This window comes from Dehalococcoidales bacterium (genome assembly GCA_030698765.1).
GTDB lineage: Bacteria > Chloroflexota > Dehalococcoidia > Dehalococcoidales > UBA2162 > JAUYMF01.
The window spans coordinates 1-24,603 of sequence record JAUYMF010000104.1 but is presented as its reverse complement, the minus strand read 5'-3'; the positions used below and the strand labels follow the sequence as shown (position 1 = coordinate 24,603).

The 24,603-nt window shown below is 54.9% G+C and carries 31 protein-coding genes; 23 read left to right on the top strand and 8 right to left on the bottom strand.

What is annotated here, in order from left to right; all coding sequences use genetic code 11:
• Nucleotides 1-3 precede the first annotated feature (3 nt).
• From infA to Q8Q07_04945, 11 genes are all read left to right on the top strand, one after another.
• Nucleotides 4-228, top strand: a complete 225-nt coding sequence (gene infA / locus Q8Q07_04995) for a translation initiation factor IF-1 (protein MDP3879646.1) — start codon at nucleotides 4-6, stop codon at nucleotides 226-228.
• A 33-nt stretch (nucleotides 229-261) separates the two neighbouring features.
• On the top strand, nucleotides 262-375 hold the full coding sequence (rpmJ, locus tag Q8Q07_04990; protein ID MDP3879645.1) for a 50S ribosomal protein L36: 114 nt from the start codon (nucleotides 262-264) through the stop codon (nucleotides 373-375).
• A 24-nt stretch (nucleotides 376-399) separates the two neighbouring features.
• The gene (gene rpsM, locus Q8Q07_04985; GenBank protein ID MDP3879644.1) at nucleotides 400-789 is read left to right on the top strand and encodes a 30S ribosomal protein S13; all 390 of its coding nucleotides are present in this window, start codon (nucleotides 400-402) and stop codon (nucleotides 787-789) included.
• A gap of 52 nt (nucleotides 790-841) precedes the next feature.
• Nucleotides 842-1,234, top strand: a complete 393-nt coding sequence (gene rpsK, locus Q8Q07_04980; protein MDP3879643.1) for a 30S ribosomal protein S11 — start codon at nucleotides 842-844, stop codon at nucleotides 1,232-1,234.
• An 8-nt stretch (nucleotides 1,235-1,242) separates the two neighbouring features.
• On the top strand, nucleotides 1,243-1,869 hold the full coding sequence (rpsD, locus tag Q8Q07_04975; GenBank protein MDP3879642.1) for a 30S ribosomal protein S4: 627 nt from the start codon (nucleotides 1,243-1,245) through the stop codon (nucleotides 1,867-1,869).
• A gap of 11 nt (nucleotides 1,870-1,880) precedes the next feature.
• On the top strand, nucleotides 1,881-2,855 hold the full coding sequence (locus Q8Q07_04970) for a DNA-directed RNA polymerase subunit alpha (protein MDP3879641.1): 975 nt from the start codon (nucleotides 1,881-1,883) through the stop codon (nucleotides 2,853-2,855).
• An 18-nt stretch (nucleotides 2,856-2,873) separates the two neighbouring features.
• The gene (rplQ, locus tag Q8Q07_04965) at nucleotides 2,874-3,227 is read left to right on the top strand and encodes a 50S ribosomal protein L17 (GenBank protein ID MDP3879640.1); all 354 of its coding nucleotides are present in this window, start codon (nucleotides 2,874-2,876) and stop codon (nucleotides 3,225-3,227) included.
• Entirely contained in the window at nucleotides 3,228-4,046 is an 819-nt protein-coding gene (gene truA, locus Q8Q07_04960; GenBank protein MDP3879639.1) for a tRNA pseudouridine(38-40) synthase TruA, read from the top strand.
• A 31-nt stretch (nucleotides 4,047-4,077) separates the two neighbouring features.
• Entirely contained in the window at nucleotides 4,078-4,521 is a 444-nt protein-coding gene (gene rplM / locus Q8Q07_04955; GenBank protein MDP3879638.1) for a 50S ribosomal protein L13, read from the top strand.
• A gap of 29 nt (nucleotides 4,522-4,550) precedes the next feature.
• The gene (gene rpsI / locus Q8Q07_04950; protein MDP3879637.1) at nucleotides 4,551-4,946 is read left to right on the top strand and encodes a 30S ribosomal protein S9; all 396 of its coding nucleotides are present in this window, start codon (nucleotides 4,551-4,553) and stop codon (nucleotides 4,944-4,946) included.
• A gap of 165 nt (nucleotides 4,947-5,111) precedes the next feature.
• Nucleotides 5,112-5,804, top strand: a complete 693-nt coding sequence (locus Q8Q07_04945) for an endonuclease (protein MDP3879636.1) — start codon at nucleotides 5,112-5,114, stop codon at nucleotides 5,802-5,804.
• Here Q8Q07_04945 and Q8Q07_04940 read toward each other — a convergent pair whose 3' ends face one another.
• From Q8Q07_04940 to recA, 6 genes are all read right to left on the bottom strand, one after another.
• Nucleotides 5,805-6,506: a glycerol-3-phosphate acyltransferase gene (locus tag Q8Q07_04940; GenBank protein ID MDP3879635.1), complete on the bottom strand. Its 702-nt coding sequence runs from the start codon at nucleotides 6,504-6,506 to the stop codon at nucleotides 5,805-5,807. It lies immediately after the preceding gene.
• Complete coding sequence (locus Q8Q07_04935) at nucleotides 6,507-7,373, bottom strand: PHP domain-containing protein (protein MDP3879634.1); 867 nt, start codon at nucleotides 7,371-7,373, stop codon at nucleotides 6,507-6,509. It lies immediately after the preceding gene.
• Complete coding sequence (locus tag Q8Q07_04930) at nucleotides 7,373-8,143, bottom strand: TIGR00282 family metallophosphoesterase (GenBank protein MDP3879633.1); 771 nt, start codon at nucleotides 8,141-8,143, stop codon at nucleotides 7,373-7,375. Before Q8Q07_04930 ends, Q8Q07_04935 begins: the two co-directional genes overlap by 1 nt.
• Nucleotides 8,144-8,204: 61 nt before the next feature.
• Nucleotides 8,205-9,743: a ribonuclease Y gene (gene rny / locus Q8Q07_04925; GenBank protein ID MDP3879632.1), complete on the bottom strand. Its 1,539-nt coding sequence runs from the start codon at nucleotides 9,741-9,743 to the stop codon at nucleotides 8,205-8,207.
• 45 nt (nucleotides 9,744-9,788) lie between these two features.
• Nucleotides 9,789-10,424: a RecX family transcriptional regulator gene (locus tag Q8Q07_04920; protein MDP3879631.1), complete on the bottom strand. Its 636-nt coding sequence runs from the start codon at nucleotides 10,422-10,424 to the stop codon at nucleotides 9,789-9,791.
• Between the two features lie 107 nt (nucleotides 10,425-10,531).
• Entirely contained in the window at nucleotides 10,532-11,560 is a 1,029-nt protein-coding gene (recA, locus tag Q8Q07_04915) for a recombinase RecA (protein MDP3879630.1), read from the bottom strand.
• A 374-nt stretch (nucleotides 11,561-11,934) separates the two neighbouring features.
• Here recA and Q8Q07_04910 point away from each other — a divergent pair, with 374 nt between their 5' ends.
• From Q8Q07_04910 to Q8Q07_04900, 3 genes are all read left to right on the top strand, one after another.
• Nucleotides 11,935-12,774 (top strand): NAD(+)/NADH kinase, encoded by an 840-nt coding sequence (locus Q8Q07_04910; GenBank protein MDP3879629.1) that lies wholly within the window; start codon nucleotides 11,935-11,937, stop codon nucleotides 12,772-12,774.
• 1 nt (nucleotide 12,775) lies between these two features.
• Nucleotides 12,776-13,252 carry an N-acetyltransferase gene (locus Q8Q07_04905; protein ID MDP3879628.1) on the top strand — a complete coding sequence of 159 codons (477 nt, stop codon included), beginning with the start codon at nucleotides 12,776-12,778 and terminating at the stop codon, nucleotides 13,250-13,252.
• 72 nt (nucleotides 13,253-13,324) lie between these two features.
• Nucleotides 13,325-13,861 (top strand): NUDIX hydrolase, encoded by a 537-nt coding sequence (locus tag Q8Q07_04900; protein MDP3879627.1) that lies wholly within the window; start codon nucleotides 13,325-13,327, stop codon nucleotides 13,859-13,861.
• 38 nt (nucleotides 13,862-13,899) lie between these two features.
• Here Q8Q07_04900 and Q8Q07_04895 read toward each other — a convergent pair whose 3' ends face one another.
• Nucleotides 13,900-14,241 carry a histidine triad nucleotide-binding protein gene (locus Q8Q07_04895; protein MDP3879626.1) on the bottom strand — a complete coding sequence of 114 codons (342 nt, stop codon included), beginning with the start codon at nucleotides 14,239-14,241 and terminating at the stop codon, nucleotides 13,900-13,902.
• A gap of 258 nt (nucleotides 14,242-14,499) precedes the next feature.
• Between Q8Q07_04895 and folP the strand changes: the two genes are divergently transcribed.
• From folP to queD, 3 genes are read left to right on the top strand one after another with little or no spacing between them, the layout of a single operon-like run.
• On the top strand, nucleotides 14,500-15,360 hold the full coding sequence (gene folP, locus Q8Q07_04890) for a dihydropteroate synthase (protein ID MDP3879625.1): 861 nt from the start codon (nucleotides 14,500-14,502) through the stop codon (nucleotides 15,358-15,360).
• Nucleotides 15,350-15,847, top strand: coding sequence for a 2-amino-4-hydroxy-6-hydroxymethyldihydropteridine diphosphokinase (folK, locus tag Q8Q07_04885; GenBank protein ID MDP3879624.1), 498 nt, complete (start codon nucleotides 15,350-15,352; stop codon nucleotides 15,845-15,847). The genes folP and folK overlap by 11 nt, the downstream gene beginning before the upstream one ends.
• A 9-nt stretch (nucleotides 15,848-15,856) precedes the next feature.
• Nucleotides 15,857-16,231: a 6-carboxytetrahydropterin synthase QueD gene (queD, locus tag Q8Q07_04880; protein MDP3879623.1), complete on the top strand. Its 375-nt coding sequence runs from the start codon at nucleotides 15,857-15,859 to the stop codon at nucleotides 16,229-16,231.
• Nucleotides 16,232-16,456: 225 nt separating this feature from the next.
• Here the strand turns inward: queD and Q8Q07_04875 are convergent, their stop codons facing one another.
• Nucleotides 16,457-16,645, bottom strand: a complete 189-nt coding sequence (locus Q8Q07_04875; GenBank protein MDP3879622.1) for a methytransferase partner Trm112 — start codon at nucleotides 16,643-16,645, stop codon at nucleotides 16,457-16,459.
• 226 nt (nucleotides 16,646-16,871) lie between these two features.
• On the opposite strand from Q8Q07_04875, the gene Q8Q07_04870 reads away from it, so the two are divergent.
• From Q8Q07_04870 to Q8Q07_04845, 6 genes are all read left to right on the top strand, one after another.
• Nucleotides 16,872-18,506 (top strand): CTP synthase, encoded by a 1,635-nt coding sequence (locus Q8Q07_04870; protein ID MDP3879621.1) that lies wholly within the window; start codon nucleotides 16,872-16,874, stop codon nucleotides 18,504-18,506.
• Between the two features lie 29 nt (nucleotides 18,507-18,535).
• Complete coding sequence (gene fsa / locus Q8Q07_04865) at nucleotides 18,536-19,189, top strand: fructose-6-phosphate aldolase (protein MDP3879620.1); 654 nt, start codon at nucleotides 18,536-18,538, stop codon at nucleotides 19,187-19,189.
• A 116-nt stretch (nucleotides 19,190-19,305) separates the two neighbouring features.
• Nucleotides 19,306-20,568 carry a transcription termination factor Rho gene (gene rho, locus Q8Q07_04860; GenBank protein ID MDP3879619.1) on the top strand — a complete coding sequence of 421 codons (1,263 nt, stop codon included), beginning with the start codon at nucleotides 19,306-19,308 and terminating at the stop codon, nucleotides 20,566-20,568.
• A 346-nt stretch (nucleotides 20,569-20,914) separates the two neighbouring features.
• Complete coding sequence (gene uvrC / locus Q8Q07_04855; protein MDP3879618.1) at nucleotides 20,915-22,747, top strand: excinuclease ABC subunit UvrC; 1,833 nt, start codon at nucleotides 20,915-20,917, stop codon at nucleotides 22,745-22,747.
• Nucleotides 22,748-23,091: 344 nt separating this feature from the next.
• A complete protein-coding gene (locus tag Q8Q07_04850; protein ID MDP3879617.1) occupies nucleotides 23,092-24,072 on the top strand; it encodes a GTPase in 981 nt (326 codons plus the stop codon).
• Between the two features lie 12 nt (nucleotides 24,073-24,084).
• Nucleotides 24,085-24,306, top strand: a complete 222-nt coding sequence (locus Q8Q07_04845) for a hypothetical protein (GenBank protein MDP3879616.1) — start codon at nucleotides 24,085-24,087, stop codon at nucleotides 24,304-24,306.
• The last annotated feature ends 297 nt before the right edge of the window (nucleotides 24,307-24,603 follow it).

The following is a 24,603-nucleotide window of genomic DNA, read 5'->3' as shown; positions in this document are numbered from 1 at the left end:
TTTATGCCTAAAACCAGAAAAGAAGTTATCGAGGTTGAAGGAACGGTTGTTGAGTCTCTGCCCAACGCCATGTTTCGCGTTGAGCTGCCCAACGGGCATAAAGTACTGGCGCACATTTCAGGTAAAATAAGAATGCACTATATCAGGATTTTGCCCGGTGATAGCGTACTGGTTGAGCTATCGCCCTATGACCTGAACCGGGGCAGGATTACCTACCGGTTCAAGTAGGCGGTTCGCTGGATAGATGAGAGGCAGATATTTATGAAAGTCAGAGCTTCAGTCAAAGTTAGATGTGATAAGTGTAAGGTAATTAAACGGCACGGGGTAGTCAGGGTCATTTGCTCTAACCCCAAGCATAAACAGAGGCAGGGTTAGTCATGGTAACCCTAGGAGGGAAAGATGGCGCGTATTGCTGGAGTTGATATCCCCCGTGACAAGCAAATCTGGGTGGCATTGCAGTATATCTATGGTATTGGCTCTACCCGCAGCCAGAAGATTCTGACTCAGGCTGGCGTCAATTACGATGTCAAGACGGATGCGCTTACCGAGGGAGAGGTTAACCGCCTGCGGGAGATTATTGACAAAGAGTATACTGTTGAAGGGGAACTGAGAAGAGAGATTGACCTTAATATCAAGCGTCTCATTGAGATTGGCAGCTACCGGGGTTCGAGACACCGCCATAACCTGCCGGTCAGGGGGCAGCGCACGCGCACCAATGCCCGTGTCCAGCGTGGCTCGCGTAAGACAGTCGCCGGCAGGGGCAAGAGACGCGGTGTGGCCAAGAAGTAGCCGTAATATAACGTAATACGATATTGAAATTTATTTTCAGAAGAGGAGTAGTATGACACAGAGGAGGCGAACCAGAGGAAAACGGCGGGAAAGAAAGGTTGTTCCGTCAGGGAAAGCCTATATCCAGTCCACCTTTAACAATACGATTGTGACCCTTACTGACCCCCAGGGTAATGTCCTTGCCTGGGGCAGCTCAGGGTCATCAGGATTTAAGGGTTCACGGAAAGGTACTCCCTATGCCGCCCAGCTGGCGGCCCGGGACGCCGCGCGTAGAGCCATGGAGCACGGCCTGCGCCAGATTGAGGTCTTTGTTAAGGGGCCGGGCAGCGGCCGTGAGGCGGCAATCCGTTCTTTGCAAAGCTCGGGCCTCTTTATCACCAGCATTATGGATGTGACTCCAATTCCGCATAATGGCTGCCGTCCTCCGAAGAGAAGGCGGGTGTAAGGTAAGAAATGGCAAGATATACGCTTTCAGTTTGCAAGTTGTGTCGTCGTACCGGTGAGCGGCTAATGCTCAAGGGCAGCAAGTGCATTATCAAATGCACACTGGAGAGAAGGCCGAGACCCCCGGGACAACAAGCCACTCAACGCCGCCGGCGGATTTCTGACCGCGGTCTTCAGTTAATGGAGAAGCAGAGAGTCCGCTACAGCTACGGCGTTCTGGAGAGACAGTTCCGGCGGATTTTCGCTCAGGCGGAGAAACAGATGGGTATCACCGGTGACAACTTGCTGGTATTACTGGAAAGGCGACTTGATAATGCGGTCTACCGTTTAGGCTTTGCAGAATCCCGTGCTCAAGCTCGCCAGCTGGTTCGGCACGGGCACATCACGATCAACGGACGTAAGAATGACATACCCTCTTGCCTGGTCAGGGAGGGGGATACTATTAGCTGGAAAGAGAGTAGTACCAGGTCTGAGTATTATCAGCAGTTGCTCAAAGATATTCAGGCTAAGTCTGTGGTCGGCTGGTTAAGCCTGAACAAGCAGACTCTCGTTGGGCAGGTTTTGTCTTTGCCCACCCCTGATGATATTGATACCAAGTTTGACGGGAAGGCGATAGTTGAGTACTACTCGCGATAAGGAGGTCGGTTTTGTCTCACCTCGTGGTACCTAAGGTTGAATGTATTGAGAGCGGTGATAACTTCGGGCGGTTCGGCGCCGAACCTATGGAGAAGGGTTTTGGTATTACTATCGGCAACGCCCTGCGGCGAGTGTTACTGGGACATCTTCCGGGGGCGGCGGTTGTCAGTGTTAAGATTGAAGGAATTCAGCATGAATTCTCGCCTATTCCTTACGTGAAAGAGGATGTAACCGACTTTCTGCTTAACGTCAAAGGCTTGAGGTTAAAGCCAATCTCAGGGCGTCCCGGTAAGCTGGTACTGGAAGCGGAAGGAGAAAAACAGGTTACCGCGGCTGATATTAAACCCTCGGCGGACTTTGAAATCGCTAATCCGGGTCTGTATCTGGCCACCCTGGATTCGGCTGAAGCCAGGCTTTATGTGGAATTAGACGTGGAACTGGCCAGCGGCTACAGAGAAGCTGAGTCCAGCGAGAACATGGCCGTTGGAGTAATTCCGGTAGATGCCATCTTCACCCCGACACGTAAAGTCAATTTTACCGTTGAGCCGGTCCATGTCGGTCAGGAGACCAGTCGGGAACGGATGTACCTGGAAGTCTGGACGGATGGGACGATATCACCGGTCACCGCCCTTAGCCGCAGCGCTGAAATTTTGGGCGAGCAGCTCGCCGCGTTTGCTAATTTTACCCGGGTTTCCCAGGAAGATTCAGGGGAGGCTGCTCGTCTGACTATTGATGAGGAGCAGTACAATATGCCGGTGGAGCAGCTAAACCTGTCCGTACGTACTCTCAACTGCTTGAGGCGTGGTGGTATTACTACCGTTGGCGAATTAATCGCCAAAGAGGAAAAAGAACTGCTGGGACTGCGTAATTTCGGGGAAAAGTCCCGGCAGGAGATAATCGACCGCCTTGAGTCAATGGGACTCTCGCTGGCTTCTTACATTGGAGATGATGAGGAAAATTTGGCCGGAATGGAATCCGAGGAGTAATAACCGGGGTATCATGAAATGAGTAACAAAACAGCACGTTCAAGAACAGGCAAGACTTCAAGTTACCGCAGGGCGATGTATCGTAACCTGGTGACTGACCTCCTGGGTTATGAGAAGATTACTACCACCGCGCCCAAGGCCGCCCAGGTACGTGGTCTGGCGGAGAAGATGATTACGTTAGGCAAGCGGGGCGGGCTTCATTCCCGTCGCCAGGCACTGTCCTTTGTCTTCAATGAAGACATCGCCGACAAGCTATTTAATGAGCTTGCCCAGAGATATTCCGCCCGTCCCGGCGGTTATACCCGTATTACTAAGCTGGGGCCCAGGCTGGGTGATGGCGCCCTGATGGTCCAGCTTGAGCTGGTGAAATAAATGGTGCTTACCGCCGATATTCCGGACGTGGGACTGATTACCGGTTCAGCCGTGACTACCAGGGTCGTCCTGGTGCTGGAATATGACGGTACCCGCTACCATGGTTCCCAGTGGCAGGCTGATATGCCTACTGTTCAAGAGGAAATAGAGAAAGCGCTACGGAAGCTTACCGGGGAAAAGACGCGGGTGACCTCAGCCAGCCGCACTGATGCCGGCGTCCATGCCCGGGGGCAGGTGGTCAGCTTCAGGACAGCGTCACCCCATCCCCCGGAGACTTTTATTAGCGGGCTGAATTATTATCTGCCTCCGGATGTGGCGGTCAGGACGGCGTATAGAGTAAGGGATTCCTTTAACGTCAGGAGACAGGCGGTGAGCCGGGAATATGACTATTACATACTTAATAGCCCGGTACGGTCGCCCCTGAGAGAGGGTTTTTCCTACCGGGTTGGCGGGCGACTGGATATCGAGGTGATGAATCAGGCATGTCAGGCGCTTATCGGCGAACATGACCTGGCCTCTTTTATGAGCGGTACCGGCGCCGGGGTGAAGAGCACGGTGCGCCGGGTTTACCGGGCGGAAATCAGGCGAGACGGGGATATGGCCGTATTTAATATGGTGGCTAATTCATTCTTACCTCATCAGGTGCGTAATACCGCCGGGGCCTTAATCAGGGTCGGTCTGGGTAAGATGGATGTCGCCGGGTTTGTTGATATAATGGCTGCCAAAAGACCCGGTCTGGCCGGACCGGCGGCCCCCGCTTGCGGGCTATTCCTGACGCGGGTAAACTATCCCCGCCCTTTAGCCGAGGAGACCGTTTGAAAACCGTAACCTTAGTTTGTGAGGATGATAAATGTTAAAGACCTATAGTACTAAAGCCTCTGATATTGAGCGGGAATGGCACCTTATCGATGCTTCAGATGAAATCCTGGGCAAGGTGGCGACACGGGCGGCTAGCCTGCTGATGGGTAAGCACAAGCCAATCTTCAGCAATCACCTGGATACCGGTGATTATGTCGTTATCATCAACGCGGAGAAGGTGCGGGTTACCGGCAAGAAGGCGCAGCAAAAGTTCTATTACCGGCATTCCGGTTATCCCGGAGCGCTCAAAAGTACCAGTTTAGAGAGGATGATGCAGACCTATCCCACACGGGTGATTGAGCATGCCGTTAAGGGCATGTTGCCTCATACCCGCCTGGCCGCCGGGATGATGACCAGGCTCAGGATTCACGCCGGTACCAGTCATCCTTATCAGGGCCAGATAAAAACTGACCTGACTAAAGAAGAGAAGGGATAGCATAAAAGGCAGGGAAAAGGGAGGTTTCTTTGGCAAAGCAAACATACTATCAGAAGACAGGCAGGCGCAAGACGGCGGTAGCCCAGGTACGGCTGTTGCCGGGTGGCGGCGCCATCGTGGTCAACGGCACTCCTTATGAGGAGTTATTCCCCAGGCTGGTCAACCGTCAGGCAATCGCCAGGCCCCTGGTATTGACCGAGACTCTCGGCAAGTACAGCATAACGGTTAAGGTGGACGGCGGCGGCGTATCAGGTCAGTGCGGCGCTATCTCTCATGGTATTGCGCGGGCCCTGCTGGCTGCCGACGAAGGCCTTAAACCGGTGCTGCGCCAGAACGGGTTGCTTACCAGAGACTCCAGGACTAAAGAGAGAAAGAAGGCCGGTCTCAAACGTGCCCGTAAAGCGCCTCAGTACACCAAGCGTTAAGGTCTCTGGCTGAGAGGGATAAACACACAAGCTGCCTGTTTGGTCAAGGCCGGGCATTAGCAGGGAAAGATTTCGGAGAGGGGCATAGCCCCTCTCTTTCTTTTTGCAGCTTTTCCGCCGGCTCTCAAGATATGCTATGATAACAATGGACTTGCAGGTGCTGAAATGGCTGATGGATTGCCTGCCCTGACCCTGGAAACGGTCGGTCAACAACTGGATAATATCTACCGCCGCCTCATCGAGTGCTACGGCCACCAGCACTGGTGGCCTGCCGAGGAGCCGTTTGAGGTGATGGTGGGGGCAATACTCACCCAGTCCGCCGCCTGGCGTAATGTGGAGAAGGCTATCTCCAACCTGAAAGCGGCCGGGGCGCTGTCATCCCGGGCGCTTCGCCAGCGCAGCCTGGCGGAAATTGCCGACCTTATTCACCCCTGCGGGTACTATAACGTCAAGGCGCGTAAGCTCAAGTCCCTGGTGCACTGGCTCCAGGAATACTGTGATGACGACCTGAGCAGGCTTTCCGATGGTGCTACTGACCGGCTCCGTCAGCAGCTCCTGGCGGTCTGGGGTATCGGGGAGGAGACAGCTGATTCCATAATCCTGTACGCGGTAGGCAAGCCGGTTTTTGTTATTGACGCTTACACCCGCCGTATTATCGACCGCATCGGCCTGGCGGTTGATGGGAACAGCTACGCGGATTATCAGTCGCTCTTTACGGAAAATTTACCGGCGGATGCGGTGCTGTTCAATGAATATCACGCCCTGCTGATCTGTCTGGGCAAGAATGTCTGCCGCCCCCGCCCCCTCTGCCCGCGGTGCTGCCTCCGGGAGGTCTGCCGTTTCAGCTCGAATAGCTGACTAACCGGCGCTTTTCTTGCTGCCTTCCGGGCTGCGGCTCTGGCTTATCCAGGCTTTTCTGTCTCTGATGTCCCGGTCAAAAAGCAGGCGGTTGATAACCACCTCTCTGGTTGGCAGCCCGGCGCTGATCGGGGCGCGCGGCACCGTCAACCGCCGTAACATGGCGGTAAACAGTAGCAACAGGTAACCCAAGGTAATGGCCGACCTTTCTTCGATGCCGAACGGCTCGCTGAGAAACCAGCTTGCCACCGGTAAGCTGACCAGGGCTATGGTTACTCCCAGGGATAGCTGCCGGAAGGGCGCAAAAAGGTAAGCCAGGACTAAAGCGCTTATCCCCAGCTTGGGTGACAGTACCAGGAGGACACCCAGGGTAGTGAACATACCGCGCCCCCCGTTGAAACCGAGAAAGACTGTCCAGTTGTGTCCGATAATGGCCGCCAACCCGATGATTATCTGCTGGATGACGCCCAGCCCCATTAACTGGGCCAGCCCCACCGTTACCATCCCTTTCCCCAGGTCAAAAATAGTTACCGGGATGCTCCACCGCTTCGAGACGACAGACAAAACGTTGGACGCCCCGACGTTCCCGCTGCCGTATTGCCGGATATCTATCCCCCGTCTCCATTTGGCAATCAGATAGGCGGTCGGCACTGAGCCTAGCAGATAGGCGCCTGCAACCAGTAAGACAAACTCGATACCCATTTACTTTTTCTGGTTACGGCTTGGCTGACTTGACCGCCTGGTGGCCTGGTCTAAAGCAAAGAGTTTCTCGGCCACGGTGATGGGGACATCAGCCCCGCCGATCATGGTCTCGGTGCTGTTGTCCAGCCCGTGGTAATCGCTGCCGCCGGTGGCGATAAGGCCGTGCTGGTCAGCCAGCGTCACCAGTCGGTTGATTTCTTCAGGGGTGTAATTGTTATAGTAAGCTTCGATACCGGCCAGGCCGTGGGCTTTCAGTTCAACAATCAGCGCCTCCGGTTCATTAAGGGTAAGCGGGTGTGCCAGCACCGGCACGCCGCCCGCCCGCAGTATCAGTTTTACCAGTTCCGCGGGGCTCATCTTTTTTCGTGAGACATAGGCCGGCTTGCCCCAGCCGAGATAGCCGGAAAACGCCTCCTTCATGGAAGATATGTAGCCTTTCTCCAGCATCGCCTGGGCGATGTGGGGACGGCCGACGGAGCCGCTGCCGGCGATTTCCCTGACACGCTCCCACTCAACGGGCAGACCTAACCTCCCCAGTTTGGCAATCATTTGCTGTGCCCGTTCCAGGCGGGAATCGCGTAATGTCTGCAGAGCGTCGCACAACTCGGGGTGAGTATAATCTATAAAATAGCCCAGAACATGAGCCTCGCCGGTGGCAATGTCGGCGCTGATCTCAACACCAGGTATCACGGTTAGCTGAGGGAAACTTCTGGCCGCTTCCAGGGCGGGGGCAATGCCGTCAAGGTTATCGTGGTCCGCCAGGGCGATAACGGTTAGCCCGGCCTCAGCGGCTCTACTGACCACTTCCGCCGGGCTCAAGGTGCCATCGGATACTGTGGAATGGATGTGGAGGTCAACCTGGGACATTATTCCACCTCCTGGTAGACGCGGTCGATACGGGTCGCTTTACCGCTCTTTTTGTCTATCTCAACCAGTACCGCGTTGAACATTACTTTACCCTGAGCTACGGATAGACGGTTGTGTATGGAGCTGAGGAAACGCTGCAGTACTGATTCAGTATCATCACCGATAACCGAGTCAACCGGGCCGGTCATGCCGATATCGGTGACATAGGCGGTGCCTCTGGGAAACAGCTGGGCGTCAATGGTGCCGACATGGGTATGTGTGCCCAGCACGGCGCTGACCCTGCCATCCAGGTATCTCCCCAGCGCCATCTTTTCTGATGTTGCTTCGGCGTGAAAGTCAACAATAATTACCGGCGGTCTGGGGTTAAGCTCCGCCAGCAATTTATCCATGCCCCGGAATGGACAATCGAAGTTGCCGATGAAAGTCCTTCCGATAAGATTGACCACCATAATATCCTTCTTGATGAGATAGCCCCTCCCCGGTACCCCCGGCGGATAGTTCAGCGGGCGTAAAAGAGGCATATTTTCATCATCAAGGTAAGGAATGATTTCTTTTTGCGCCCAGATGTGGTTGCCTGAGGTAAGTACGTCAACGCCGGCGTCAAGCAACTCTCTGGCCGTCAGTGGTGTCACCCCTATGCCGCCGGCAATATTCTCGGCGTTGGCGATAACCAGGTCAAACTTGTGTCGCCTGTGCAGCTCCGGTAAGAGCTTATTTACGGCTTGCCTGCCGGGCCTGCCGATTATATCACCAATGGCTAGAATTAACACGATGCTCCAGCAGAGGACAACACCAGGTCATAGCTGACGGTTACCCCCGTACCTTTACCTCCTATTTAGCGAAGTCTACGGCTCTGGTTTCCCGGACAACGATAACCTTGATTTGCCCCGGGTACTCCAGACCCTCCTCTATTTTCTTGACGATATCCCGGGCCAGCCTCATCGCTCCCAGGTCGTCAACCTCTTCAGGCTTGACTAAAATGCGGATTTCACGCCCGGCCTGAATGGCAAAAGACTTTTCTACTCCCTTAAAGTTATTGGCGATGTCCTCCAGCGCCCGCAGCCGTTTCAGGTAGTTCTCTAATGACTCGCGCCTGGCTCCCGGCCGGGCACTGCTGATGGCGTCAGCCGCTGATATGATATAGCCCCAGATGCTGACATTGCTGGTCTCAAGGTGATGTTCGACGATACCCTGAATAACCTCGGGGGACTTGTCCCATTGCTTTACCAGGTCCGCCCCGATAGCTGTATGCGTGCCTTCTACCTCACGGTCTATCGCCTTCCCGATGTCATGCAGCAGTCCGGCCCTCTTGGCGATATTGACATCAGCCTCCAGTTCGGCGGCAATCATACTGGCCAGATAAGCAACCTCGATGCTATGGGTGAGAACATTCTGTCCATAGCTGGTGCGGTACTTGAGGCGACCCAGTAATCTGATTAGCTCCGGGCGTAGTCCGTGCACTCCTACCTCGTAAGCCGCCTGCTCGCCGGCGCTGTACATGGTGGCCTCTATTTCTTCCCTGGTCTTGGCTACCACCTCCTCGATGCGTGCCGGGTGAATACGGCCGTCAATGATGAGCTTGTTTAAGGCTAAGCGGGCTATTTCCCGTCTTACCGGGTCGAAACTGGAAAGAGTCACCGCTTCCGGTGTATCGTCAATAATCAGGTCGACACCGGTCGCCTGCTCCAGTGCCCGGATGTTGCGGCCCTCCCGCCCGATGAGCCGGCCCTTCATCTCATCGCTGGGCAGCGGAACACTGACTACCGATGTTTCCGATACCACTTCAGAAGCGGAACGCTGGATGGCCTGGGATAAAATTTCCTGGGCTTTCTTATTAGATTCCTCTTTCAGCTTTTCTTCCCAGTCCCGAAGTCGCCGGGAACTTTCATCCCGGATTTCAACCTCTATCTTCTCCAGCAAAAACTGCTTGGCCTCATTGCTGGTCATGCCCGAAACCATCTCCAGCTGCTTTAGCTGCTTGTCTTTGATCGAATTGAGGTCGGCACGAATGGCATCGATACTCTTTTCCTTGTTGATCAGGTTACGTTCACGCTGTTCAATGCTTTCCAGCCTGCGGTCCAGTGTTTCTATCTTGTTGGAGAGGCGGCTTTCCTGACGCTGTAGTTCCGTGCGCCTTTCACGGTATTCGGAATCATTGGCTGCTATAGCTTTATCTACCTCCGCTTTGGATTCGTTAATAATTTCCCGGGCTTCATTCCTGGCTTCGGCCACTGTCCTGGCGGCCTTCCTCTGCGCGTTACGGAGCTGGCGGTTAATGACCATCTGCCGGGCAAAAAAGACAGAGGCCCCCCCCAGTATCACCCCGATAACAAAAACAGAGATTATTAGTAACACGGTAATTGTTTGCATTTTTCACCTCGCTTTCTGATTTTAAGTAAGAGCAAATACACCTATCTATAAGGAGTTGTCACTTGTTTCTTGCCATAGCCGTTTCACGGTATGGTTTATCACCTCGTAATCGAATCCGCGTCTCTTCAGGAACCCGCCCAGTCGCCGGGAAAAGCCCTGATAATCGGACTGAGGTAAACGGTAAACTCTGCTCAGGGCTGCCTGGTAGGCGCTCTCTTCATCGTCAATGGTATCAATCACCTGGTTTATTATATCATCGGCGATGCCTTTCCGCCTGAGCTCCATTACGGTCAGCCTCCGGCTGCGCGGGTTAAACGTTTCCCGGTTATCCTTCCAGAATTGAGCAAAAGCCATATCATCGCCCAGTCCCTGTGTCTTTAACCTGGAGATTACCGTTTCCCGGGTATCCTCAGTAAAACCGCGCTGGCGGAGTTTTTCTCTCAACTCGCTCTCACTGCGGGGCCGGTAACTGAGATAGTGAAGGGCAGCATTGAGGCAACGCTGCCGGCGGTCAGCCCCGGTCAATGCTTCAATCCGGTCAGCCGATAATGCCTGCTTAACCTGCAGCCCCTCCTGAGCCACCACCTCGGCGGCTAAACTGAAGGCATATTTGCCGTCCAGAAATATATTTACCCTCCCCCCCCGGTCTTTCCTGCTATGGAGAGCCGTGATTTCGCGCATTGACCTGGCACCTCTCCTAAAACAAATAGAGCTGAGGAAATATGCCTCAGCTCTACAAATATTCAGTTTTCAGTTATTGATTGGACTGTGAATTTAGCTCTTGAAGTTCAATTCTTGTTATTTGAATTATTGCCTGAAGGAGCGTGGTTGCTGATTGCTGAGGCTTTAATCTGCTGGCCAATCTCCTGGGCAAGTTCCGGGTTTTGAGACAGGAATTGCTTGGCATTCTCCCTGCCTTGCCCGAGGCGAGTGTCACCAAAAGAGAAAAAGGCACCAGACTTGCTAACTAGCCCCAGCTCTACACCAAGGTCCAGAATATCACCCTCCCGGCTTATTCCATGGTCAAACATGATGTCAAATTCGGCGCTTCTGAAGGGAGGTGCGACCTTGTTCTTGACTATCTTGGCTTTAACATGAGTTCCTATCATTTCGTTACCTTGCTTGATGGTGTCAGTACGCCTTAAATCTATTCTTACTGAACTGTAGAACTTGAGCGCCCGGCCACCGGGTGTCACCTCAGGATTACCGAAGACAATACCGACCTTCTCTCGTAGCTGGTTGATGAATATTACCGCGGTTCCTGCTTTGCTGATGGTGGACGTCAGCTTTCTTAGGGCCTGTGACATCAGGCGGGCTTGCAAGGCAACATGAGTATCCCCCATCTCCCCCTCAATTTCAGCCTGGGGTACCAGGGCGGCGACGCTATCGACGACAATTATCTCAACAGCCCCGCTCCTGACCAGCGCTTCGGCAATCTCCAAAGCCTGCTCCCCGGTATCCGGTTGGGATATCAGCATCTCATCAACATTTACCCCGCAGCGCCTGGCGTAGGACGGGTCCAGAGCGTGCTCAACATCGATATAAGCCGCGATACCCCCCCGTTTCTGCGCTTCTGCAATTATGTGCTGCCCCAGGGTAGTCTTACCTGATGCTTCAGGGCCAAAAATTTCCGTAATCCGCCCTCTGGGGATACCCCCTATTCCTAGGGCCAGGTCTAATGATAGTGAACCACTGGGAATAGCCTCCACCGGTGACATGACAACCGACTCACCCAATTTCATGATTGAGCCTTTGCCAAACCTCTTTTCAATCTGGCTAATCGCTAGTTCTAGTGCTTTTCCTTTTTCCGTGGTCATGCTCGTCTCAAAAAAATACTAACATAACCAACCAGTTAAAGCAAGTGACATAAAAAAGGGTTTTATTCGGTTTTGGTTGGCGGTGTCATTGCGAGACCATTCCGCCGCAGGCGGAAGGCTTCAGCCCGAGTTCAGCGTTCGACTGAGCTCACGCCGAAGTCCCGAGGGCGAAGCAATCCGTAGTCCGGGGAGCGGATTGCTTCACTGCGCTCGCAATGACAAATAAAACCAACCAAATACAAACAGAACCTAAAAATCACGCCTGACTTTACTAGCAGCTATCCGGAGCGCTATAATTGTCTCGTGTTTAGCGTTAGCGTACCTTACCGGGTTTCAGGGTAGCGTTAGTCCCTGCCGGTCAACCGGTTATAGTTATGAAAAGGATTGGAATACTCTACCATCCCATGAGAGAAGCCGCCCGCACCATGGCCCGGCGGCTGGAGGAGTTTCTCGGCGCCAGGCACCTGGCTGTCTGGTTATCTTCCGCCTGGGAGGAGGAAGCGGGCAGGGCTAAGGTGGCTGATACCGATTTGTTTATCACCATTGGCGGGGACGGCACTATCTTGCGGGCGGCGCAGCTGGCAATCGCCGGCTTGACCCCTATTGTGGGGATAAACCTGGGTCAACTGGGTTTTATGACCGAGCTTAGCATTGACGAAGCCGAGGAAAAACTGACCGCCCTGCTGTCCGGTGAAGGCTGGATTGACGAGCGGTCTCTGCTGGAAGCGGAGCTTTCCCCGGTGGACGGTGGGGAGGAAGCGCCCCGTACCTTTTATGCCCTGAATGATGTGGTCGTGGCGCGGGGAGCGGTAGCCAGGGTGATCAATGTCGAAGCCAGTATTGACGAGGAGGTATTGACCACATATCGGGCTGACGGGGTAATTGTGGCCACGGCTACGGGCAGTACCGGCTACGCGCTGGCGGCCGGGGGTCCCGTCCTGAACCCACGGGCCAGGGAGTTCCTGCTCGTGCCGATATTACCCCATCTCAGTCTGGCATATACCATGGTGTTATCATCAACGGCCATGGTTAAATTGTGCGTGGATACTACCGCCCCGGCGACGCTCAGCATTGACGGTCATATCAACCTGGAATTATCAGATAAAGCTATTGTCAGGGTGAGGCATAGCGCGCGGAAAGTCCGGTTTTTAAGGATTCATCCGGAAACGTCGTTCTACACCTCCCTGGAGCAAAAATTGAAGGGGAAACATTAGATTGTATTGCGTAGAAAAAGCTAGAATCACTGATGCCGCCCAGATGCACGTGTTGATTAATTATTTTGCTGACAAGGGTGAGATGCTGGCACGCCCCTTGAGCGAGATATATGAAAATATCAGGGATTACTTTGTCGTCAGGGAAGGCGAGCGGGTAGTTGCCTGTGCGGCTTTGCATGTCAACTGGCTCGACCTGGCCGAGATAAAGTCAGTGGCGGTGGCTGAGGAATGCCAGCGAAAGGGAGTTGGCGACCTGCTGATTGACGCCTGTCTTAAAGAAGCCGGGGAGCTTGGTATCGCCACCGTATTTTGCCTGACCTACAAACCCGCCTTCTTTTCGCGGTTCGGCTTCTTACAGGTGGATAAGATGGAGCTGCCGCAGAAGGTCTGGACGGAATGTTACCGTTGTCCCCAGTTCCCTAATTGCGAAGAAATAGCTCTCGTCTACCGGCCCGGAGAGACCGCTGGCAAACAATGATTCACCGGGCGGAAGGTCGGCGATATTTGCTCAGCGGAGACCGGCAAGGGTCCGGCTAACGGAGGATTTAGCTTGGTTGAGGAAAAGCCGCTATCCAGCCAACTGGTTTATCAAGGGCGGGCGCTGAGGCTGCGGGTTGATACCGTGCAGATGCCTGATGGGCGGCAGACGACCCGAGAGATTGTGGAGCGTAGCGACTGCGTAGCTATTGTGGCGGTTGATGCTAATGATGATGTTCTGCTGGTCAATCAGTTCCGCAGGGCGGTGGAAAAAGAGCTTGTAGAGATACCGGCCGGTGGTATTGACCCCGGGGAAGACCCGGCAGACGCCGTCCGCCGTGAGCTGCGTGAGGAGACCGGTTACCTCCCGCGGAAAGTGGAGAGGCTGGGCGGGTTTTACCTTGCCCCCGGCTACAGCAGCGAATACCTTTATCTTTACCTGGCTACTGACCTCGTTCCCAGCCCGCTGCATGCTGAGGATACGGATGAAATCAGCTTAAGCCGGGTCCCCCTTAGCCAGATTCCCGGTCTTATCGCCTCGGGGAATATTTTTGATGCCAAGAGTATCGCCGGTCTGTTTACCTTTCTTGAGCGTCAAAAAGGGCGCTGAGATACCCGTAACGCCTGAGGGCGGTAGCCCGGCCGGATTTAGCCCAGCGCATTCGAGAGCTGGCGTCCCCCGAGCAGGTGCAGATGAAGATGGGGCACCCCCTGTCCACCCTGCCGGCCGCAGTTGATGACCAGCCGGTAGCCGCTTTCCGAGATACCTTCCTCTCTGGCCAGCCGGTTGGCGATGGCAACCATTTCCCCGGCCAGTCCAGATTCCTCTTCAGCAAGCTGGACCAGAGAAGGGATGTGCTTTCTGGGGATGATAAGCAGGTGTACCGGCGCCAGGGGATTAATGTCCGGAAAGACGACGATTCTTTCATCCCGGTAAAGGATATTGGACGGTATTTCACCGGCGGCAATCTGACAGAAAACGCAGTCCATATTTCCTCCTTTTCCCTGGTATCGGAGCTTTCAGGTTAATAGCATCCAGATGGTATCATACTATCACTTTCACGGGCAAACCGGAGTTGGGGAAGATGTCTAACAGTGGTTTGTCATGCGAGGGCTTCGCCGGCTGGAATGGCGGATGTTAAACACTCTCGGTTAGAGTATCCGGCAGGTGGCGGTAAATTGGCAAAAATTGTGCTAGAATAGGAGTAGCACTGCTGCCATGGTCAGTTTTCAGAAGAAAGGCGTAAGTTGGAGAAAAGCCGCCGGACACTAGCCGGCACCCGTTGCCGTAATACCGAGTTCAGGTGGGGGGAGCGTACCTACGTGATGGGGGTCATCAACCTCAGCCCGGATTCCTTTTCCGGAGACGGGCTGGGTGATGATATCGAGGCCATTGTTGCCCAGGCCCGGCGTTTTGTCGCGGAGGGGGCTGATATTTTAGATGTTGGTGGGGAATCAACCCGCCCCGGCACCAGGCCAAAATCCGCGGAGAGTATTGAAGAAGAGTTGCGCCTGGTAGTTCCGGCGATAGCCAGATTAGCCAGGGAGGTACCGGTACCGTTAAGTGTCGATACCTATAAATCGGAGGTGGCCAGCCGGGCGGTGGAGGTGGGCGCTAACATGATTAACGATATCTGGGGCCTGAAGCGTGACCCGGATATTGCCCGGGTCGCCGCCGCGGCGGGAGTCCCGCTGCTCCTGATGAGCAACCAGCGGGACGCTCCCAGCCCGGATATAATGGCGGAGCTGGTGGCTGACTTGACGAGGGCTATCAGGCAGGCGATGGAAGCCGGAGTGCCCGGTGAGAATATTATCATTGACCCCGGCATTGGCTTCGGTAAAAGCCTGAAGCAGAACCTGGAAATCATCCGCCGTCTGGCTGAACTGAAATCCCTGGGCAGGCCTATCCTGCTGGGAACATCACGAAAATCGATGATTGGCCTGACACTGGACCTGCCTCTTGACCAGCGTGTCGAGGGTACCGCGGCTACCGTGGCTATCGGCATTGCCCACGGCGCCGATATGGTGCGCGTCCATGACGTTGCGCAGATGGTGCGGGTATCCCGGATGAGCGATGCTATTATGCGAGGTGTTACAAATGAGCTTTGAACCGGTAGCAGCCTACCTGGGACTGGGGTCGAACCTGGGAGACCGCCAGGGTAATCTGGATCTGGCGTTGAACCTGCTCTCACAGAGGCTACCGGTAAGAAAGGTATCGTCGGTATACGATACCGAGCCGGTAGGGAACACCAATCAGCCCCGTTTCCTTAATCTGGTGTGTCAGGTGGATACCAGGCTGGCGCCGGAGGCATTGCTGACACTGGCCAAGGGTATTGAGCGCAAGCTGGGCAGAGCGCCGAATACCCATGGTGCCCCCCGCCCTATTGACATTGACATCCTGTTCTACGGCGACCAGGTTATTGAAACCCCGGAGCTGGTTATTCCCCACCCCCGGCTGGCGGAAAGGGCTTTTGTCCTGGTTCCGCTGGCGGAGATTGCCCCTGACCTGGTGCACCCGGTAAGCGGCAAGACGGTCAGGGAGCTATTGCGGGCGGTGACCGAGAAGCAGGGCGTGCTCAAATGGGGAGGTAGTTAAGAAGGCACGATGTACCGGGTATCCGTAGAAGACCATTTTGACGCCGCCCATTTCCTGAGGGGCTACCAGGGGAAGTGTGAGGCGCTGCACGGGCACCGTTACAAGGTGGTGGTACAGGTAACCGCAGCCGGTGTTGATGATATTGGACTGGCTTATGACTTCACGGTGCTGAAGCAGCATCTGTCCGGTATCCTGTCCCGCTTTGACCATGCCTGTCTCAATGACGTGCCTCCCTTTGATAAGATAAACCCGTCATCGGAAAATATCGCGGCCACCATCTATAAGGAGCTTGAACCGGGGCTGGCGGGAGACGGGGCTTCTCTCTCCGCGGTGGAGGTATGGGAATCACCCGAGAGCTGGGTGACCTATACCCCGGACTGCTAGATTACTTAAAACTTCCTCTTAAGCGTGCTTTGCCCTGAAAGAACTATTTTCGTGTCACCCTGAGCGCGGCGAAGGGTCTTGGGGCGGTGTAGACTCACTCGTACCCCACCCACAGATTCTTCGGTCGCGGAGTTTACACTGAGCGAAGCGAATGTGCTCCTTCAGAGTAACATTTGATATAAGCCCCTTGTTTAGGGGAATAGGGCAAAGGGGATAGGGTTAGTATCAGGACGAATCTGTACGCTCCGGGGGCAGCAGGTTGGGGATGGTATCCGTAATAGGATAGCGTGTCCGGCACTTCGGGCAGTAAAGAGAGCCGCTGACTACTTCCTCTTCATCCTCCTCTGCCACGCTCAGTTCCAGCTCCCCCTTGCATACCGGACAGGCTAAAATATCCACAAGTTCCCGTTTCATAGCTGGATTATAGCACAGAGCAGGATTCATCGTGCCGGGTAAAGTTTAACGGGTTTGAAATCTCACGGAATCCGGGGGTACTGAAGAACCGGTCAGTACAAAAACTTGACAAATTAACATTTCTCTTTCTATAATAAAGAGAAACCCCTTGCTTCACTTCTTGCCCAAAATTTCCAGCGTGAGTTATCTTTCATAGTACCCTTAAGGTTTAGCCTGGTTTTCCTGTATGGCGAAATACATCTTTGTTACCGGTGGCGTAGTCAGTTCAGTTGGTAAGGGTATCACTGTCGGTTCAATTGGTACCATTCTGAAGAGTCGCCAGATTACCGTCTCCGTGCAGAAGCTGGACCCCTATCTTAATGTTGATCCCGGAACAATGTCCCCCTACCAGCATGGCGAGGTGTTTGTTACCAGGGATGGCGCCGAGACTGACCTTGACCTGGGCAACTACGAACGCTTCATTGACATTGAGTTGACCAGTGATTCTAATATTACCTCGGGGCAGATATACAGCGCCGTTATCGCCAAGGAGCGGCGGGGTGATTTTCTCGGGGGCACCATTCAGGTGGTGCCTCATGTTACTACGGAGATAAAGGACCGCTTTAAAAAGCTGGCTGAACAGTCCGGGGCGGAGGTGGTTATCATCGAGGTGGGCGGTACTGTCGGCGATATTGAGGGACAGCCCTTCCTGGAAGCTATCAGGCAGATGAGAAATGACGTCGGGCGGCACAATGTGCTCTATATCCATGTCACGCTGTTGCCCTATCTGGCGACGACCCAGGAGCTGAAGACCAAGCCTACTCAGCACAGCGTCAATGAGTTGCGCCGTATCGGTATCCAGCCTGATATTATCATCTGCCGTAGTGACCACCCTATTCCGGAGGCGCTAAGGGACAAGATATCCCGCTTTTGTGACGTCGAGCGTCAGGGGGTTATTCCCCTGCCCACAGTGGACACCATCTATGAAGTACCGCTGGTACTGGAAGAAGAAGGACTGGGACAGCTGATTACGGACAAGCTCGAACTTGAAGCGCGCCGCAGTGACCTGAGCGAGTGGCGGAAACTGGTGGCATCTCTCAAAAGGCCCCGTGAGCCGGTTAACATCGCCCTGGTCGGCAAATATGTGGACTTAAAGGACTCTTATTATTCGGTACGTGAAGCCTTGCAGCACGCCGCCCTCCACCATAACCGGGACGTTAATCTCATCTGGGTCTCATCGGAGGATTTGGAGAAGGAGGGTGGAGAGGCTTTGCTGCGTTCCGCCCAGGGCATCGTTGTTCCCGGCGGTTTCGGTATCAGGGGGATTGAAGGCATGATAGAAGCCGCCCGCTATGCCCGGGAGAATAAAATCCCCTACCTTGGATTATGCCTGGGGATGCAGGTCATGGTGATTGAATTTGCCCGCCATGCCCTGAACTCCCCCGAGGCAAACTCTACCGAGTTTAATGAAGCTACTCCTCATCCGGTTATTGACCTGCTTCCCGGTCAGAAAAAGACGCAGGACAAGGGCAGTACCATGCGCCTGGGTGATTACCCCTGTCAACTGGTTGAAGGTACTCTGGTGTCCAAGGCTTACGGACGGAACCTGATTCAGGAACGTCACCGGCACCGCTACGAGTTTAACAACCGCTTCCGCGACCAGCTCGAAAAGGCGGGAATGGTCTGCAGTGGCCTGTCCCCTGACGGTAATCTGGTGGAGTTCTGTGAGCTGACCGGCCACCCCTGGATGGTCAGTTGCCAGTGCCACCCCGAATTTACCTCCCGTCCCGGCCGTGCCCATCCCCTCTTCCGAGACTTTATCGGAGTTGCCAGGGACGTACTGCGGGAAGGGGCACAGCCATCGCTGCCCTTTTCGACTTAACGGATAAATAACATTGCTGAGAGGACTGGATGCGTATTTTCCTGGATACAGCTAATCTTGACCAGATAAAACGGGCGGTCAAGCTGGGTGTTATCAGCGGCGTTACTACCAATCCCAGCCTGGTCTCCCAGGCTGGGATCAAAGACTATGAAGCTGCCATCAAAGAGATTTGCGCGGTTGACTGCGGGCCGATTTCCGCCGAGGTGCTGGTTGAAGGGGTCAAGCCGATGATTGAACAGGCACGTCAAATCGCGCGCTGGGCGCCCAATATCATCATTAAGATCCCGGCTACGGCTGACGGTCTGGAAGTGACCTCGGTCCTGGCGGGAGAAGGCATCAAGGTGAACTTCACCCTCTGTTTCTCATTGAATCAGGCCCTGCTGGGAGCGCGGGCCGGCGCCGCCTATGTCAGCCCCTTTGTCGGCCGACTGGATGATATCGGCAGTGACGGCATGAAACTGGTCGGGGATATCGTTGACGTCTTTGGTAAGTATGATGACTTGAAAACCGAGGTGATCGCCGCCAGTATCCGGCACCCTGAGCACTGTATCGCGGCCGCTAAGGTCGGGGCTCACATTGCTACCGTTCCCTATAATGTGCTGATGCAGATGATACGCCACCCGCTGACTGATATCGGGATCAGCCGTTTTCTGGCGGACGGGCAGAGCGTGGCGCGCGGATAGCTTAAGCGGGATGGTTGCCATGGATGTGATGAAGCGGGACTGGATTCACCCTCCGCTATAATTTTAAAATAAACCCTTCTTCCTGATGATACCTGAAAACTAGGAGAAAAATTAAGATGGATATGAATCAACTGGAAAGTAAATCCAAGGACGAGCTGATTGAGCTGGCCAAAGAGATGGATATCACCAACCATTCCGGTCTCAAGAAGCAGGACATCATTATGCGTCTGCTCCAGGCGTACACGGAACAGGAAGGGAACACCTTCTGCAGCGGTATCCTGGAGATAATGAGTGACGGCTATGGTTTCCTGAGGAATGGTACTCTGCTGCCCAGCGCCACTGATATTTACGTTTCCCAGTCCCAGATCCGGCGTTTCGGCCTGCGCAACGGTGATATGGTCGCCGGTCAGGGCAGGCCTGCCAGGGCGGGAGAGAAGTATTTCAGCCTGCTGCGGGTAGAAGCCGTTAATGACCTGAACCCGGAGCTGGCCAAGGGCCGTCCCCATTTCGGGGCGCTCACGCCCACCTTTCCCGACAGGCTCATCGACCTGGAAACCCCGGCTAATGATATCGCCGCCCGTTTGATTAACCTTATTGCGCCTATCGGCCGGGGGCAGCGGGGTCTGATCGTCTCTCCGCCGAAAGCCGGCAAGACGATGCTACTCAAGTCTATCGCCAACTGTACCAGCAACAACTATACTGATATTCACCTGCTGGTATGTCTGGTCGGGGAAAGACCGGAAGAGGTTACGGACATGAAACGCTCCGTCAGGGGCGAGGTAATCGCCGCTACCTTTGATGAGCCGGTGGAGAACCAGACCCGTGTCGCCGAGCTGGCCCTGGACAGGGCTAAACGCATGGTGGAGAGCGGCAAGGACGTGTTTATTCTGCTTGATGGCATTACCCGTCTCACCAGGGCCTATAATCTGGCCATGCCTTCCAGCGGGCGTACCCTGTCCGGAGGCATTGACCCGGCGGCTCTCTACCCGGCCAAGCACTTCTTTGGCGCTGCCCGTAACACCGCTGAGGGCGGTAGTCTGACCATTCTTGCCACCTGTCTGGTTGATACCGGCAGCCGCATGGATGACCTGATTTACGAAGAGTTCAAGGGCACGGGTAATATGGAGGTGCATCTTGACCGCCGGCTGGCGGAACGGCGGACCTTCCCGGCGATAGATATTCAGCGCAGCGGTACCCGGCGTGAGGAGCTCCTCCTCGGCGAGGAAACCTTGAAGCAGGTATGGCTGCTCCGGCGCATGGCATCCATGATTTCCTCTGACTCGGCTAACCTCGCTGAAGCCACGGAACGGATTATTGACCGTTTGAGAAAGACAAAAACCAACGCCGAGTTCCTGGCCAACCTCATCCGGGAAACCTAGCCAGTCGCTTCGTGCCTTCATTCGCTCCTCAGCAATAAGGTTGTGTAATAACAGGATTTGTCATTCCGAGCCCTGGCCTGTCGCCAGGACAGGCTTGACACGGAATCCGGAAAGAACGATCTTGGCACGCGTTGGCGGCATTCTGGATACCGATTACCGTATCGGAGTACGGGACATGCTTCGTCGGTATGCTAGACTAGTTGCTGAACAGTCTCTTTGATCTTCTTTTTCCAGTCACCGAAAAAGGGTTATAATTACTGGTGTGGATTCCATCGGGGAGAAGAAGGGGTGGTGCTAACCGGCCGGCAAAGCGAGAAGTATATCCGGGGAACCCGGGGGTGATGAGTTGGCCAGCAGTTTGGTAAACGAACAGCTAAAACAGCTACCCTCCGGCCCGGGTGTCTACCTGATGAGGGACGCCGAGGGTAATATCCTCTACGTGGGTAAAGGGGCCAATCTCCAGAACCGGGTCAGGTCATATTTCGGCAGCGGGCAAAAGCTGTCGCCGAAGCTGCAACGGTTGGTGGCGCGGGTCCATGACCTTGATTTCTTTGTTACCACATCGGAGCAGGAAGCTCTTATCCTCGAGTTAAATCTGATAAAGAGGCACCATCCCCATTATAACGTCCGTCTTAAGGATGATAAGGCCTTTCCTTACCTCAATATTGACCTCACTGAAGATTGCCCCCGGGTGTGTGTTACCCGCCGTCTGGAAGAGAACGGAGGGCGGTATTTCGGCCCTTTTGCCAGTGCCCGGTCAGTACGGCAAACGCTCAAGGTGTTGCGGGGGATCTTCCTGTTCCGCTCCTGCTCCCGGACAATCACCGGTAATGACCGGCAACCCTGCCTTGACTATCACATCAACCACTGCCTGGGGCCCTGTATCGGGGCGGTCAGCAAGCAGGAATATGATGATGTCATCAAGCAGGTGATCCTGTTTCTGGAAGGAAAACAGGGAACGGTGGTGCGGAAACTGGAGGGCCAGATGAGAAGGGCCGCTGAAGCCCTGGATTTTGAGAAGGCGGCGCTGCTCAGAGACCAGATACAGGCGATGCGCCGGGTCGTCGAAGGGCAGAGAATCGCCGCCACGGTCAGGGGCGAGCAGGATGTTATTGCCTTCGCCCAGGATAGAGACCAGGCCTGTGCTCAGGTCTTCTTTATCCGGGGTGGCAAGCTGATTGGCCGGGAAAGCTTTGTCCTGCAGGGCACTCAGCATGAAGCGCCGCCGCAAATCATGACTGACTTCGTGAAACAGTTTTACGGTTCCAGCCCTTACGTTCCGCCGCTCTTACTGCTCCAGCATCCGGTGGAGGATATGGCCGTGGTCCGGGACTGGCTGCAAAGCCGGAGAGGGGCCAGGGTTGATATCCAGGTGCCGGGCCGGGGTAACCGGAAACAGCTGGTGCAGATTGTTGCCGAAAACGCTCGCCAGGAACTGGAACAGCTCAAGATTAAGAAGCTGGCATCTCCTAAAGTGCTGGAGGCGGCTCTGGCGGAAGTACAGGAAGAGTTGCGGCTGCCGCGCCTGCCTGCCCGCATGGAAGGCTATGATATCTCTAATATCCAGGGAACGGACGCGGTGGGCAGTATGGTGGTCTTCGAGGGAGGTAAGCCGAAGCCAGCCCTTTACCGGCGCTTCCGTATTAAGATGGTGCCCGGAGCCAATGACTATGCCATGCTTCAGGAGGTCATCAGCCGTCGCTTCCGGCGTCTTAAAAGCCGGGATGCCGCCGCGCCGGATGCCTGGGCAGGACTGCCCGACCTTATCCTCATTGACGGGGGCAAAGGGCAACTGAATGCGGCGCTGGCGGCGCTGGAGGAAGCCGGGGCCGGGGACGTCCCTGCCGCCGGTTTAGCCAAGGAAAATGAGGAGATTTTTCTCCCCCGGGAGAAAGCGCCGGTTGTTCTACCCCGCAGTTCGCCGGGACTTCAGCTACTGCAGCGTCTGCGGGACGAGGCGCACCGCTTTGCCCTCAGCTATCATCAGAAAGTGCGTAAGAAGGGGACTTTTGTTTCCGTGCTTGATACTGTCCCCGGTATCGGCGCCAGGCGCAAGCGGTCTTTACTGAGGCACTTTGGCTCGGTGCAGGCCATTAGAGAAGCCACTGTGGAAGAAATAGCCCGGGTCAAGGGTATTACCGCCAGCCTGGCGAAGAGAATAAAGGGTTATCTTGGGTAGAAGAACTGCGATTAACAATGTACTCCCTATTTTCTGTTGAGCATGGCTAAGCCGGCGGGGAGCCAAAAAGGGCGTCAGAGAGTTGCCTAAGCCCAGAATTAGGAGGTTGACAGAAAAAGGCCTGTGTCATTGCGAGGGCGAAGCCCGTGGCAATGACAGGCGTTAAAGAGGTGTGTAAGAGGGGTTTCGCCCCTCTTCTATAGCCCCTTCCCCCTTCCTTTACCAAAGAGCCTGTCCTGGTTCCACTGAGTCACCACGAAGTGAGCCTGCCGAAGGAAGGAGGAGGCAGGGGGATGGATTTCCAGGGAGGACGGGGTTTAACAATAGTACTAGCAGGATAAGAAATGCCGGCTAATTTACCCCCGCAGTATTTTGACGCGGAGAAGAACTTCCGTCTGGCCAGGACGGCTCCGGAAAAGATAGCCGCCCTCGAAGAAATGCTGGCGATCATGCCCAGGCACAAGGGGACTGACCACCTGCGTGCCGAGCTGAGAAGACGCATCGCCAGGTTGACCCAGTCGGTTGACAAGAAGGCGGCTACCCAGAGGGCATCAATGGTGATCCCCAAAGAGGGGGCCGCTCAGGTCGTGGTTATCGGATTGCCGAACTCGGGCAAGTCCCAACTGGTCGCCCGCATTACCAGCGCCTCACCGGCGGTGGCGGACTATCCCTTCACCACCCAGACAGCCACACCCGGTATGATGGAGTTCGAGAACATCCAGATTCAGTTGATTGATACCCCGCCCCTGGTAGCCCAATCCAGTGAACCCTGGTTGCCTCCGGCGCTGGTGCGGGCTGACGCTCTATTGCCGGTGGTGGATCTGAATGATGCTCCGCTTGACCAGATGCAGGCAATAATCGACGAGTTGAAGGATATGAGGATAGGCATCATCAAAGCGGAGGTTGAAGATGAGCCGCCGTCTGTTCTACACTACAAGAAAGCGCTGATTGTTGGCAACAAGCTGGACCTGCCTCAGTCCCCCCGGAACTACGCGGCTTTGCAGAGCCGGTACGGGGACAGGCTGCCCATCGTGGCCATCTCGGCGCAAGAGGGCGCCGGTCTCGAAGAAATGAGGCTCAAGATATACCAGACGCTTGATATTATCCGGGTGTACACCAAGACGCCGGGGCAGAAACCGGATTTGGCGGACCCGATAATTCTGGGACAGGGGAGTACCCTGGAGGATGCTGCCCTGGAAGTCCACAAGGATTTCCGCGCCCGGCTGAAGTACGCCCGGGTGTGGGGTTCCGGCAAACACGATGGCGTGATGGTGAAAAGAAACCACGTCCTGCAGGACGGAGATATCATCGAGCTGCACGCGTGACAGGAGGTTACAATGCCTGTTCGTCCCGGCTGGAATGACGAATACTGGAAAAAACTGGACAGGGAGACGGAAAAAAAGATAAGGACAAGCTGTCCCCGCTGCGGGAGCGCCAACACCTATTACAACAAGCAGTCCCGGGTCTGGCGCTGCGCCCGGTGCGAACATTCTTTCATCGTAGAGGGGTACGGTGATACCGTACCCTGGTGGAAACGGTTATTGGGGAAGGGTGGCTAGTGCTCAGTTTCAAAAATCAAAAATAGTACACACATAATTCCGCTCGCCCTGAGCTTGTCGAAGGGCGCGCCGGTGGTTCGATAAACTCACCACGAACGGCGCGCATAAGACAACTCAATTACGAAACAAAGTACTAGTGTGGTGTAACGCATTATTTTTCGCTCAAGAAGTGGAACGAATCGTTTTCCAATAAAAAGCACGTTACTCGTGTTGTCATTGCGAGGAGTCCGCCTCCGGTGGACGACGTGGCAATCTGGGGGTAAGGGATAATTCCGCCCCCGCCGAGATTGCTTCGCC

Excerpts from the sequence above, each read along its gene's own strand:
- Q8Q07_04920 (MDP3879631.1), bottom strand. The coding sequence starts at position 10,424 with ATGCGCGAAATCACGGCTCTCCATAGCAGGAAAGACCGGGGGGGGAGG.
- fsa (MDP3879620.1), top strand. The coding sequence starts at position 18,536 with ATGCGTATTTTCCTGGATACAGCTAATCTTGACCAGATAAAACGGGCG.
- rplM (MDP3879638.1), top strand. The coding sequence starts at position 4,078 with ATGTTAAAGACCTATAGTACTAAAGCCTCTGATATTGAGCGGGAATGG.
- Q8Q07_04910 (MDP3879629.1), top strand. The coding sequence starts at position 11,935 with ATGAAAAGGATTGGAATACTCTACCATCCCATGAGAGAAGCCGCCCGC.
- rplQ (MDP3879640.1), top strand. The coding sequence starts at position 2,874 with ATGAGTAACAAAACAGCACGTTCAAGAACAGGCAAGACTTCAAGTTAC.
- truA (MDP3879639.1), top strand. The coding sequence starts at position 3,228 with ATGGTGCTTACCGCCGATATTCCGGACGTGGGACTGATTACCGGTTCA.
- rpmJ (MDP3879645.1), top strand. The coding sequence starts at position 262 with ATGAAAGTCAGAGCTTCAGTCAAAGTTAGATGTGATAAGTGTAAGGTA.
- Q8Q07_04935 (MDP3879634.1), bottom strand. The coding sequence starts at position 7,373 with ATGTCCCAGGTTGACCTCCACATCCATTCCACAGTATCCGATGGCACC.
- infA (MDP3879646.1), top strand. The coding sequence starts at position 4 with ATGCCTAAAACCAGAAAAGAAGTTATCGAGGTTGAAGGAACGGTTGTT.
- queD (MDP3879623.1), top strand. The coding sequence starts at position 15,857 with ATGTACCGGGTATCCGTAGAAGACCATTTTGACGCCGCCCATTTCCTG.
- Q8Q07_04870 (MDP3879621.1), top strand. The coding sequence starts at position 16,872 with ATGGCGAAATACATCTTTGTTACCGGTGGCGTAGTCAGTTCAGTTGGT.
- rpsM (MDP3879644.1), top strand. The coding sequence starts at position 400 with ATGGCGCGTATTGCTGGAGTTGATATCCCCCGTGACAAGCAAATCTGG.
- rpsK (MDP3879643.1), top strand. The coding sequence starts at position 842 with ATGACACAGAGGAGGCGAACCAGAGGAAAACGGCGGGAAAGAAAGGTT.
- Q8Q07_04895 (MDP3879626.1), bottom strand. The coding sequence starts at position 14,241 with ATGGACTGCGTTTTCTGTCAGATTGCCGCCGGTGAAATACCGTCCAAT.
- rho (MDP3879619.1), top strand. The coding sequence starts at position 19,306 with ATGGATATGAATCAACTGGAAAGTAAATCCAAGGACGAGCTGATTGAG.
- Q8Q07_04940 (MDP3879635.1), bottom strand. The coding sequence starts at position 6,506 with ATGGGTATCGAGTTTGTCTTACTGGTTGCAGGCGCCTATCTGCTAGGC.
- Q8Q07_04845 (MDP3879616.1), top strand. The coding sequence starts at position 24,085 with ATGCCTGTTCGTCCCGGCTGGAATGACGAATACTGGAAAAAACTGGAC.
- rny (MDP3879632.1), bottom strand. The coding sequence starts at position 9,743 with ATGCAAACAATTACCGTGTTACTAATAATCTCTGTTTTTGTTATCGGG.
- Q8Q07_04945 (MDP3879636.1), top strand. The coding sequence starts at position 5,112 with ATGGCTGATGGATTGCCTGCCCTGACCCTGGAAACGGTCGGTCAACAA.
- Q8Q07_04875 (MDP3879622.1), bottom strand. The coding sequence starts at position 16,645 with ATGAAACGGGAACTTGTGGATATTTTAGCCTGTCCGGTATGCAAGGGG.
- folK (MDP3879624.1), top strand. The coding sequence starts at position 15,350 with ATGAGCTTTGAACCGGTAGCAGCCTACCTGGGACTGGGGTCGAACCTG.
- rpsD (MDP3879642.1), top strand. The coding sequence starts at position 1,243 with ATGGCAAGATATACGCTTTCAGTTTGCAAGTTGTGTCGTCGTACCGGT.
- Q8Q07_04850 (MDP3879617.1), top strand. The coding sequence starts at position 23,092 with ATGCCGGCTAATTTACCCCCGCAGTATTTTGACGCGGAGAAGAACTTC.
- recA (MDP3879630.1), bottom strand. The coding sequence starts at position 11,560 with ATGACCACGGAAAAAGGAAAAGCACTAGAACTAGCGATTAGCCAGATT.